Source organism: Microcystis aeruginosa LEGE 91341, from assembly GCF_015206885.1.
GTDB classification, from domain to species: Bacteria; Cyanobacteriota; Cyanobacteriia; order Cyanobacteriales; family Microcystaceae; genus Microcystis; species Microcystis aeruginosa_H.
Genome location: NZ_JADEXY010000138.1, coordinates 1 through 10,921 on the forward strand (window position 1 = coordinate 1; position 10,921 = coordinate 10,921).

Annotated in this window: 11 protein-coding genes, 1 tRNA gene and 1 pseudogene; 12 read left to right on the plus strand and 1 reads right to left on the minus strand. The window is 41.8% G+C overall.

Going from position 1 to position 10,921, the window contains the following annotated elements:
• Positions 1–204: 204 nt before the first annotated feature.
• A tRNA-Asn gene (locus IQ234_RS17290) sits at positions 205–276 on the minus strand.
• Between the two features lie 147 nt (positions 277–423).
• Here IQ234_RS17290 and IQ234_RS17295 point away from each other — a divergent pair.
• From IQ234_RS17295 to IQ234_RS17350, 12 genes and pseudogenes are all read left to right on the plus strand, one after another.
• Positions 424–897 carry a hypothetical protein gene (locus tag IQ234_RS17295; RefSeq protein WP_193957986.1) on the plus strand — a complete coding sequence of 158 codons (474 nt, stop codon included), beginning with the start codon at positions 424–426 and terminating at the stop codon, positions 895–897.
• A 575-nt stretch (positions 898–1,472) separates the two neighbouring features.
• Positions 1,473–1,844, plus strand: a complete 372-nt coding sequence (locus IQ234_RS17300; RefSeq protein ID WP_172969776.1) for a hypothetical protein — start codon at positions 1,473–1,475, stop codon at positions 1,842–1,844.
• A 465-nt stretch (positions 1,845–2,309) separates the two neighbouring features.
• On the plus strand, positions 2,310–2,558 hold the full coding sequence (locus IQ234_RS17305) for a DUF4160 domain-containing protein (protein ID WP_002736965.1): 249 nt from the start codon (positions 2,310–2,312) through the stop codon (positions 2,556–2,558).
• Between the two features lie 4 nt (positions 2,559–2,562).
• Positions 2,563–2,808 (plus strand): DUF2442 domain-containing protein, encoded by a 246-nt coding sequence (locus IQ234_RS17310; RefSeq protein WP_002737254.1) that lies wholly within the window; start codon positions 2,563–2,565, stop codon positions 2,806–2,808.
• A gap of 236 nt (positions 2,809–3,044) precedes the next feature.
• Positions 3,045–3,251, plus strand: coding sequence for a hypothetical protein (locus tag IQ234_RS17315; RefSeq protein ID WP_193957987.1), 207 nt, complete (start codon positions 3,045–3,047; stop codon positions 3,249–3,251).
• Positions 3,238–3,567, plus strand: a complete 330-nt coding sequence (locus tag IQ234_RS17320) for a type II toxin-antitoxin system PemK/MazF family toxin (RefSeq protein ID WP_193957988.1) — start codon at positions 3,238–3,240, stop codon at positions 3,565–3,567. The genes IQ234_RS17315 and IQ234_RS17320 overlap by 14 nt, the downstream gene beginning before the upstream one ends.
• 157 nt (positions 3,568–3,724) lie before the next feature.
• Complete coding sequence (locus IQ234_RS17325) at positions 3,725–3,979, plus strand: hypothetical protein (protein ID WP_193957989.1); 255 nt, start codon at positions 3,725–3,727, stop codon at positions 3,977–3,979.
• Between the two features lie 34 nt (positions 3,980–4,013).
• Positions 4,014–4,220, plus strand: a pseudogene (locus IQ234_RS17330) (Txe/YoeB family addiction module toxin).
• A gap of 426 nt (positions 4,221–4,646) precedes the next feature.
• Positions 4,647–7,217, plus strand: a complete 2,571-nt coding sequence (locus IQ234_RS17335) for a DUF3536 domain-containing protein (protein ID WP_193957990.1) — start codon at positions 4,647–4,649, stop codon at positions 7,215–7,217.
• A gap of 426 nt (positions 7,218–7,643) precedes the next feature.
• Positions 7,644–8,891 carry a tryptophan synthase subunit beta gene (trpB, locus tag IQ234_RS17340; RefSeq protein ID WP_193957991.1) on the plus strand — a complete coding sequence of 416 codons (1,248 nt, stop codon included), beginning with the start codon at positions 7,644–7,646 and terminating at the stop codon, positions 8,889–8,891.
• A 105-nt stretch (positions 8,892–8,996) separates the two neighbouring features.
• Positions 8,997–9,992: a CAP domain-containing protein gene (locus tag IQ234_RS17345; RefSeq protein WP_193957992.1), complete on the plus strand. Its 996-nt coding sequence runs from the start codon at positions 8,997–8,999 to the stop codon at positions 9,990–9,992.
• A 123-nt stretch (positions 9,993–10,115) separates the two neighbouring features.
• Positions 10,116–10,745 carry a ribonuclease D gene (locus IQ234_RS17350; protein ID WP_193957993.1) on the plus strand — a complete coding sequence of 210 codons (630 nt, stop codon included), beginning with the start codon at positions 10,116–10,118 and terminating at the stop codon, positions 10,743–10,745.
• Positions 10,746–10,921 lie beyond the last annotated feature (176 nt).

Here is a 10,921-nt window from a genome sequence, read left to right on the forward strand (position 1 = left end):
GCATTATCCTTCTTGTAGTACATCGCTTGGTACAAAAAACAAGGGCAACAAAGCCTAAAACTCCTGACTCCTGACTCCTGACTCCTGACTCCTGACTCCTACCCCCAGGAAAAACTTTTTCAGCAGATCCTAGATAGTCAACAGCTTAGTTAAAAACATCAAAAAGCGGCAATAAAAACTATTGCCGCTGCTATTTTTGATTAACTCCCCGGGTGGGATTCGAACCTACGACCAATCGGTTAACAGCCGACCGCTCTACCACTGAGCTACCGAGGAAAGCTACTCACAATTAATAATTATAATCATAAGTCCCTCAATAATGCAAGTGTTTTCTGGATTTTTTCTCAAAAAAATTTCCGGTGCTGGTAGCGGTGGGCGGAGAATCCACTATTGTGGAGATAAGGACACCATTAAGTCTAGTCTATGCTTGCCCATCACCGCCGTCCCGTTTCCTTCTGTCTGCTCTCGACAGATCTACCCATCCTCTCCACTTTAGACACTTCCGCTACCCTCTACCAAAAGGATCGCCACCGGTTTCATCTTCTCCTCAATCAACCACCAGTCGCTCTCCCAGAAATAGAGACACTTAAACCCGAAAATAATCAAAATAAGTTAATTTGGCTAGAAATTTCGGCCAATCGGGTAATTATGACCATGCAGGGCCAGGGAAAATTCGCCTATCGTCATTTTTGGGAGCAAGGGGTTTTTGGTGTCAGTCGCTACTGGTTAAATGCCGAAAGTCCTGAACCGGGTTACGCTTTTCGCCTCCGCAACTATACCCGTAGTCTCCAATTAGAGGGGAATAATTTCCCCGAATATTTGCGTCTAGAGTACGAATTATGGTCAGATAACCTGATTTTAGGTCATTATGTCCTTCATTTGCAAGTACACCAATAAATAGGGTTGGCTGAATAGAGCTAAGTAGCTGGTTATAATTAAATTAAAAATGGATTTTAGGTTTGATCCCCCCTGCCCCCCTTGATAAGGGGGGTGCCGATAGGCGGGGGGATCCCCCCTTAATCCCCCCTTAATAAGGGGGGCATCTGAAAGTTTTTAATACCTATCTACTTAAAAACCTTGTGGGATAAAATTTTTAGGCTTTTTTGTCCTCAAAAAGTGCCAGCCGGTGGCAAAATTTAGGCACTTTTTCCCCGAAAATTAGGTAATTGTGGGGTGGATTGAAGACTTAGTGCTAGACTTCCCGAAAAGTCTATTTTATTTCAGCTTGTTGTTAGGAATCCACTTAAAAGAGGTTGTTTAATCTGACTAATACGCTCTTGGGTATGATATGGGGAAAAGTTCCGGCAATTGCGCTAAAATGGGGTAGTATGCCGAAAGTTCCCACCTGTCGTTACTCTCAGGACTGTTAGACAGAAAGTTTCCGTATAATCAATAGTTAGACAGAGTTTGATTCAAAGAATTAAGACAAATACAAGGTAGTTTTTATGATTTGCAAATTTTTGAGTGTTTCCATGCTGGCTACAGTTCTTGTAGCAGTCGCATCATCAACTCCTGTTCAAGCCAAGCCAAAAACTTATAAATGCGAAAGTTATAAAACAATGGATGGTCAATGGCGATATCGTATTTCTCCTCCACTTCAGGGTAGTTTTGGCAATACTCCAAATAGTCAAAATTTTATGAATTGTTTTATTCCAGTTTCTAACAAAAAGTGTAGATACGATAACAATACTGGAGATGGCTGGCATGAATGCGGTAAATGCAAAAAAGCTCCAAATGATCCCTTCAATTTTTGTCTAAGAGAAGGCTACGGTGAAATTATTGAAGTTCCTAACAGAGGTCGTTATCGTGCCTTTAGGACAGGAACTACTATTGTTTTAGATTAGGACAATAGTAAGTGCGATGCCGAAGGCACTGCATAGCAGTACGCTATCGCCGTAGGGTGCGTTCCCTAATGCAAGTCCTGCTACTGCGGCTATCGATTTTGGGGAACGCACCATGCACATTGATTGCAGCTGTGAGTCTAATACCAATTTTCAATAGTCGTGACTAACATCTGAAAGGGCAATTCCTTTCTCCGAGAGGGATTGCCCTTTGAAATGATCAACTAAGTCTGTCATTACTTTTGAAAAATGATATAAGTGCGATGCCGAAGAACGTAGTGCGATCGCTGTTATCTTCTTGATTAAACTTTAAAACTGCCATTGCTTGGGATAGGAACGCCAAGGGCGACCGCTTTTTGGGGATGAGGAGTGCGATTGCTGATCTTGTCGTTTAGGTCGAGGTAACAAAACCCAACAAGCTTTGTTATAATATTTTTGTCATAAAGCAAGACTTATAAAAATAGATTTATGCCAGAAATTACTCGATTTTATGGAATTATCATTAAAATCTTTTTTGCCGATCATCCACCTCCCCATTTTCATGCGATTTATGGAGAATATAACGCCCTATTTAATCTGGAAACCTTAGAAATAATTGAAGGAGACTTACCTAATAGAGCCACAAAAATGGTTGTAGAATGGGCAACAATCTATCAATCAGAATTATTGAAAATGTGGAACACTCAAGAATTTAATAAATTACCACCCTTGAAATAAAACAATGCTTTATCCCAAAATAACATCAGCCGAAATCATTGAAAATTATACTCTATTGGTGCATTTTTCTAATCATCAAGCTAGAAAATATAACTGTGAAAATCTACTAGAAAAAACGATGTTTTCTTCCCTTAAAAACTATGCTTTCTTTAAAAACTTTCAACTTGATCCATCAGGTAGCGGAATCGTTTGGAATGATGAAGTTGATATAAGCGAGTATGAAATTTGGATCAATGGAATTGAACTATGATTGCCGATCTTGTAGTGCGATCGCTGTGATCTTGTTGATTAAACTTTAAAATTGCCATTGCTTGGGATAGGAACGCCAAGGGCGATCGCTTTTTGATGAGGAGAAGGGACGATCGCTATTCCTATGAGTCGTGATTTTTAGGCGATCATGAGGTTTTGGGTGTTGAGGGTGCGATCGCTCTAAAACCAAAACCGAACTCTATGTTAGGATATTACATATTTTAGTATCTACACAATATGAAAAGCCAGTTATTACAGTTAGCTTTTGAAATAGAGCTTCAAGACGGAGAAAAATTTACGATACCTAGCTCCATAATAGAAGGAATCGGCAAAGGTAAATGGCTTATTACTATTCAGCCAAAACCAGAAACAGGCGATCTCGCCCATGATGCCTTTTTAAAAAGTTATTCGTCAGAAGATGAAGGATTATATGACGACTATTAAGGCTGGAGAAATCTGGGTTGCATCAATTCCTTTTACAAATGGCATATCTTCAAAAAAGAGACCCGTATTAATTCTTTGGCTAGATGAAGCCGATGTTGTATTAGCAGCAGTGACATCTGCACAGCCGAGAACACAAACCGATGTTTTACTAAAAGACTGGTCAAGCAGTGGTTTACGAGTTGCCTCAACCGTGCGTTTATCACGACTTGATTGCTTAGAGAAATCTTTACTAATTACCAAATTAGGGCAGCTATCTCAAGAAGATGCTGATAACTTGCGTGAAGTATGGAACACTCATATCAAACCCCAGTTCTGAAATAATGCGATCGCTTTTCATAAAATTAACAAAGGGCGATCGCATTGGGGAGGATCAACTTTTTGGTAATGGCGATCGCTTTTCTTGTCATCAGTTCTAACTCATGCTGATTTTGATATAATAGCGATAATTGTTTGACATCTTAAGAGAAAAAATCATGATTAGAGCGATTAAACAGAAAGGAATTGTTGGCAGAGAAGGAAAAATAGAGCTTTATTCTGCGGAACTAGAAGAAGGAACGGATGTGGATATCATTATTTTAGTATCTGATCCTGAAACCGATACAACCGAATATCTTCTTTCAACAGAAGCCAATCAGCGTCAATTATCGGAAGCTATTGACAGAATAGAAAATAAAGAAAACTTAGTGACAATCACCACAAAAGAATGGCGTGAAAAATATAGTATTTGATCCGAAAGCTTTTAAATAATTCAATGAATGGGCGATAGAAGACAAAAAACTCTATAAAAAAATCGTTGATTTAATTGATGATATATTGCGCCATCCCTTCTCTGGAATCGGCAAACCCGAACCCTTAAAACATCAACTCAAGGGTTATTAGTCAAGACGAATTAATGATGAACATCGCTTAGTTTATAAAATTACAGAAACAGAAATTATTATTATCAGTTGTAAATTTCATTATGACTAGGCTCAAGGTAATCGCCGTCATTTTGTTGATTAAGGTTTAAAACTACCATTGCTTGGGATAGGAATGCAGTGGGCGATCATTTTGGGAATGAGCAATTTTTGGGTAATGGCGATCGCTTTTGGGGCAGGGGGAGGAGCGATCGCATCTATCCTAGGGTAGAACGCTGATTGCAAAGGATGGTCAGTCAGCCCTAGATAGCCAACAGCTTACCCGAAAAAGCTAGATTTTGTTACAAAATTTAGTATTACTTGGTGCTGTGTATAGAGAAGTTGCGAATTGTTAACCTTAGCTTTGCTAGGAACGCAAAATATGATATTGTGACACCAAGTCCGTAAAAAACGGCAAGGTTTTCAGTTTTTTAAAACATCAGGTCGCTACATTCTACAGCTATTTTCGCTCAAAAAAAACGATTTTCTAGGCATTCCTATGACTTATCTTGTTGAAAATCCTTCTACAACCTTTTATTCCTATACCGATACGGGGGTTGATCCCCTGAAAACCGCTCACGGAGTTTATATCACGGTTCACGGACATTTTTACCAACCACCGCGAGAAAATCCCTATCTAGACAGAATTGAACGGCAACCGAGCGCCCATCCCTTCCATAATTGGAATGAACGCATCCATCACGAGTGTTATCGTGCCAATGCTTTTGCGCGCATTTACAATGACCGGGGGGAAGTGATCAAAATAGTCAATAACTACGAATATCTCAGCTTTAACATCGGGGCCACCCTCATGTCATGGATGCAATCCCATGATCCCGAAGTTTATCAACGTATCCTGGCAGCGGATCAAAAAAGTTGTCAACGCTTAAACGGTCATGGTAACGCCATCGCCCAGGTCTATAATCATATCATTCTGCCCCTAGCCAACAAACAGGACAAATACACCCAAATTCGTTGGGGAAAAGCCGATTTTCAGCATCGTTTCGGCCGTGATCCCGAAGGAATGTGGTTAGCAGAAACAGCCATTGATTTAGCCACAGTGACAGCTTTAATCGATGAAGGGATTAAATTCACCATTTTAGCCCCTTCCCAGGCCCTGCGCTGTCGTCCTTTCCCTAGCGACCATGATCCCCATCCCCAATGGCACGCGGTGGCCGGAGGTCAAATTGATCCCACCCGTCCCTATCGCTGTTACATCCCCGATGGTCGTTATCTGGATATTTTCTTCTACGATGGTCCAATTTCTCGCGATATGGGCTTTAATGATGTCCTAGCTAGCAGTGATTTTCTCGTCGGTCGTCTGGGACAAGCAATTAAAGGGGATCATCGTCCCTCCCAGTTAATCAGCGTCGCTACCGATGGGGAAACCTTCGGCCACCACAAAAAGGGGACAGAGAAGTGTCTTAGCTATGCTTTTACGGAATCTTTCCCTAAAAACGGCTGGACAGTCACCAATTTCGCCCATTATCTCAGTATTTGCCCCCCCACTTGGGAAGTGGAATTAAAACCCGTGACCGCGTGGAGTTGTGTTCATGGTGTAAATCGTTGGCAGGATGACTGTGGTTGTGGGGGAGGGGGAAATTACCAGCAAAAATGGCGTAAACCCCTGCGGGAGTCCCTAAATTGGCTCAGAGATGAGTTGATTAAGGTCTATGAGATTCAGGGACAGGAATTTTTCCGGGATCCTTGGCAGACAAGGGATGACTACATTGCAGTTATTTTAGATCGATCCCCAGACGCGATCGAACATTTCCTCGCCCTGCATCAAAGTCGCAATCTGAGTAAAAGCGAGAAAATCGACGCTTTGCGTTTATTAGAAATGCAAAGACAAGCTTTATTGATGTTTACCAGTTGTGGCTGGTTTTTTGAGGAAATTTCTCGACCTGAAGGTACGCAAATTTTGAGATATGCTGGCCGGGCCCTGGAATTAGCTGGAGAAGTGGCCGGAATTCAATTAGAAATGAATTTCCTCAGTCGTCTAGCTTTCGCTCCCAGTAACGTTAAATTATATCAAGATGGGGCTGATGTCTATCGACAATTGGTCACTTCTGCGCGGGTGGATTTGGAACGGGTGGCGGCCCATTACGCCATTAGTTCCCTATTTACCAATTATCCCAGTCATCATCGGATTTATTGTTACAATACCCGTCAATTAGATTATCAAAAACAAGCGATCGGGTCTTTAACTTTAGCAGTGGGACAGGTGGAATTAACCTCGGAAATTACCCAAGAAAGTGAACATTTTGTCTTTGCTGTTCTACATTTAGGAGGTTGGGATTTTTACTGCTGCATTCAACCGTTTAACAGTCGGTTAATCTATACCAATCTTAAGGATCATCTCTTTGAATCTTTACAACAGGCCAGTGTCTCAACCATGATCGTAGAAATGGGGCGCGGATTGGGAGAAAACTTTTTTGCTTTACCCCATCTTTTTGCCGATGAAAGACACCGAATCATGCAGAAGGTGACAGCCGAAACTAAAAAACGTCTAGATCAATTATACACCCAAGTTTATCGGGATAATTACGGCATTTTAGCGGCTTTCCAACGGGATGATCTGCCCGTACCTCCAGAGTTACAGGTAGCGGCCGATATTGCCATTTCTCATCGTTGTTTACAGGTGATTAATGCCCTAGAAAAAGATTTTGAGCAGCGGCAAGCGACGGAGAATAATCTCGATCAATTATTTGCTATTGCTAAGGAAGCCAATCATTTACACTGTCAATTAAATATTCCCGAAGCGCGTCAAATCTTAGAAAGTTTGCTCTGGCAATCTCTTGGGAAATTATTACACGATGGCGATCCTTTAATGGCGGAGGAGGATACTTGCTTAATCACCCGTTTAATTGAAGTTAGCCAACAATTAAACCTAGGATTATCCCTCGATCGCTCTCAGGAATTATACTATTATTACTTCCATGATCGTCTAGTTCCTAATTCTTTGCGGTCTAATTCAATAGATGCTGCCTGTCCCTGGCCGATGACTCAATTAAAATGGTTATTACTATTAGGACAGGTGTTAAAAGTTGATGTGAGTATTTGGTTGTAAAATCAGTAACAGGGTGGGCAATGCTCACCCTTTGATTATTAGGTAGGTTATACTAAATCCTGTTATTAAAAACTGATTATTTATTCCCCCTTTTGCCCCTTGCCTCTTGCCTTTTGCCCGTCCTGATATATAGCCTATACTCAACGGATTTAGTATTAAGTACCTAAGCAAAATTAATTACACATCCAAGCCGTCACCCGTCAGCCAAACGCTTTTTGTTGTGATCAGTAAACAGTGAACTAAAAATTCAAATCTGATCCCTGATAGCTGTCTTGGAGTCCCCCGTCTCCTGTCTCCTGTCTCCTGTCTCGACTGGGAAATTAATTTTGCACGACTACTTAGGTGATGATTGCCCTCGAACTCAGGTTAATCCAGAGACTAAACCCTTAGATTTATAATGGACATAGTCTCTCATCTAAGATTTACATGACTATCACGCCGATTTATACCGCCTCAGCCAGCACAGCAAGCCAGTATCCCGATGCTTTTGGGCGTTTTGGACGCTACGGGGGCAAATACGTCCCAGAAACCCTGATGCCAGCCTTAAGTGAACTAGAAACGGCCTATAATCAGTATAAAGACGACCCCGATTTTCAAGAAGAATTAAATCAACTGCTCAAGGATTACGTCGGCAGACCTAGTCCCTTATATTTTGCCGAACGTCTCACCGCCCATTATGCCAAAACGGACGGTACTGGGGCGCAAATTTACCTAAAACGGGAAGATTTAAACCATACCGGGGCCCACAAGATTAATAACGCCCTCGGTCAGGTTTTATTAGCCAAACGCATGGGTAAAAAGCGAATTATCGCCGAAACCGGAGCAGGACAGCATGGCGTGGCCACCGCTACGGTTTGCGCTCGTTTTGGTCTAGAATGCGTGATTTATATGGGAATTCACGACATGGAACGCCAAGAACTCAATGTTTTCCGCATGAGACTGCTTGGCGCGACGGTGCAACCCGTGGCCGCCGGGACGGGAACCCTGAAAGATGCCACCTCGGAAGCGATTCGCGACTGGGTAACTAATGTGGAAACCACTCACTACATCCTCGGTTCTGTGGCCGGTCCCCACCCCTATCCGATGATGGTGCGCGATTTTCATGCGATTATTGGTCAAGAAACTCGTCAGCAAAGTCTGGAAAAATGGGGCGGTTTACCGGATATTCTCCTCGCTTGTGTGGGGGGTGGTTCTAATGCTATGGGTTTATTTCATGAGTTTGTTAAAGAAACTTCCGTGCGTTTAATTGGTGTTGAGGCTGCCGGGGAAAGTATCGCCTCTGGAAAACACGCAGCTACCCTTACCCAAGGTCAACCGGGGGTTCTACATGGGGCCATGAGTTATTTATTACAAGATAACGAAGGTCAAGTTATCGAGGCCCACTCGATTAGTGCCGGTTTAGATTATCCCGGAGTCGGGCCAGAACATAGCTTTTTAAAAGATAGTGGTCGCGCCGAATATTACAGTGTCACCGACAAGGAAGCGCTAGAAGCTTTTCAACGAGTTTCCCGTTTAGAAGGGATTATTCCGGCCCTAGAAACTGCCCACGCTTTAGCCTATTTAGAAACTCTTTGCCCGCAAATAACCGGTAGTCCTCGCATTGTTATTAATTTCTCTGGACGGGGTGATAAAGATGTGCAATCGGTGGCTAAATATCTATCGATGAATGGTTAACAGTGAGCAGTTATCAGTTAACAGTTATCAGCGAGAGAGATAAGCTATTGTGCATCTAAATTTGATATTCGTTTTGACCTATTTCCCGTTCCAGACTAGCTTAATATGAAAAGTTCTTTTAAGAAGGGTTATCAGTTAGGAATTTTGATACTTGTATCGACAAGTTTAATGGCCTGTAGTGCCTTAAACTATAGCTCTTTTACGGAATTTGTGCCATCTTTTTCTCCCTCTCCTTCTCCTTCTCCCTCTCCTTTAGATGCGGCAACTTTACTTGTTTTAGAGAATAAAATTTATCAACAGGTCAATCGCTATCGTCAATCTCGCAATTTATCTCCCCTACTGTTAAATCGGGCAATTTCGCAACGAGCAAGATTACATAGCCAACGTATGGCCGCGGGTTTGGTTCCTTTTAGTCACCAAGATTTTGACAAAAGAGCGCAAACTATTGGTGTTTCAGTTCCCTATGAAGCGGTGGGGGAAAATCTGGCAGTTAATCAGGGTTATGATGACCCAGTAGTGATTGCTGTGGATGGTTGGATTAAAAGTCAAGGTCATCGGGAAAATATGGAGGGAGATTTTGATAGTACCGGGATTGGAGTAGCAACGGATAATCAAGGAAAATTGTACTTTACTCAAATATTTTTAAAACGTCAATCCGCTCCCGTTGCTACTAATCCCCTTAGCTACGATCCTATCGGGAATCAAGCTTTTTTTATTACTCTCGAAGAAAACACTAATTATCAAGTTAATCGCTACCGAATTTCTCAAAATTTACCTCCCCTACGTCTCGATGCTCGCGTTAGTCATGAAGCTCGCTTATTTAGTCAAAAAATGGCCAATAAACAGGCTCCTTTTAGTCATGATGGTTTTGAGGGAAGAGTCAAGGCAGTACAAAGGATGATCCCTTTAGAAAAAATGGGCGAAAACTTGGCTTTTATGAAGGGATATCCTGACCCTGTTGCTGTTGCTGTCAAGGGTTGGATTAATAGTCCTGGTCATCAAAAAAACATGGTTGGTGATTATAATCTCACCGGTATCGGTATCGCTAAAAATAATGCTGGTGAATATTATTTTACACAACTTTTTGTTAAAAAGCGTTGACAAAATGACCATGATGATATTTAAATTTAATTATCAGTTTTTAACTATCATCTCTCGGCTTTTTTTATCCCATCTCCCTATCTCCCCACTTCCCCACTTCCTGACCTCTTAACTCCTAACTATATGAACCTAGATAATTTTCAAGTGTGCGATCGAGATTTAAGTGATGACCTATTATCCCGTTATTTAGGGGTTAATTCGATCGCCGTAGATACAGAAACGATGGGATTAATCCCAGGGCGCGATCGACTGTGTTTAATTCAACTCTGTGATCCCAGTGGTTTTGTCACCGCTATTCGCGTTTTTAGGGGGCAAACAGAGGCTCCTAATCTCAAAAAGGTCATGGAAGATGAGCGGATAGAAAAAGTCTTTCATTTCGCCCGTTTTGATGTGGCTCAATTGTTCCAAACTTTTGGCATTGCGACTCAACCGATTTTCTGCACTAAAATCGCCAGTAAACTGGCTCGTACTTATACCAGTAGTCACGGTTTAAAAAGTCTCGTGCAGGAATTAGAAGGCATAGAATTAGACAAAACCGCTCAAAGTTCTGATTGGGGAAATGCCGCTAATCTCACCGCACAACAACTGAGTTACGCGGCTAACGATGTGCGCTATTTACTGTCAGTACGAGATAAACTAATTGTGATGCTGCAAAGAGAAGAAAGATGGGAATTAGCCCAAAAATGCTTTAGTTGCATCCCCACTTTTACTGCTTTAGATTTACAGCAATACAAAGATATATTTGAGCATTAGTCGGCAAAAGTTACGGTCTATTTAATAAGTAAATAGAAGATAGATTTTGTCTTTGATCCCCCCTTGATAAGGGGGGTATCTGACAATTTTTAACACCCACCTACTTAGTATGATTGACTCCCAATCGAACTTTAAAAACCCAGTTATGGATTGTTTCTCCCCCACTCCCCCACTTC

Bases quoted from the DNA above. Each gene is read 5' to 3' on its own strand.
- IQ234_RS17315 (WP_193957987.1), top strand. From the start codon at position 3,045: ATGAAAAGCCAGTTATTACAGTTAGCTTTTGAAATAGAGCTTCAAGAC.
- trpB (WP_193957991.1), top strand. From the start codon at position 7,644: ATGACTATCACGCCGATTTATACCGCCTCAGCCAGCACAGCAAGCCAG.
- IQ234_RS17305 (WP_002736965.1), top strand. From the start codon at position 2,310: ATGCCAGAAATTACTCGATTTTATGGAATTATCATTAAAATCTTTTTT.
- IQ234_RS17325 (WP_193957989.1), top strand. From the start codon at position 3,725: ATGATTAGAGCGATTAAACAGAAAGGAATTGTTGGCAGAGAAGGAAAA.
- IQ234_RS17310 (WP_002737254.1), top strand. From the start codon at position 2,563: ATGCTTTATCCCAAAATAACATCAGCCGAAATCATTGAAAATTATACT.
- IQ234_RS17295 (WP_193957986.1), top strand. From the start codon at position 424: ATGCTTGCCCATCACCGCCGTCCCGTTTCCTTCTGTCTGCTCTCGACA.
- IQ234_RS17345 (WP_193957992.1), top strand. From the start codon at position 8,997: ATGAAAAGTTCTTTTAAGAAGGGTTATCAGTTAGGAATTTTGATACTT.
- IQ234_RS17350 (WP_193957993.1), top strand. From the start codon at position 10,116: ATGAACCTAGATAATTTTCAAGTGTGCGATCGAGATTTAAGTGATGAC.
- IQ234_RS17300 (WP_172969776.1), top strand. From the start codon at position 1,473: ATGCTGGCTACAGTTCTTGTAGCAGTCGCATCATCAACTCCTGTTCAA.
- IQ234_RS17335 (WP_193957990.1), top strand. From the start codon at position 4,647: ATGACTTATCTTGTTGAAAATCCTTCTACAACCTTTTATTCCTATACC.
- IQ234_RS17320 (WP_193957988.1), top strand. From the start codon at position 3,238: ATGACGACTATTAAGGCTGGAGAAATCTGGGTTGCATCAATTCCTTTT.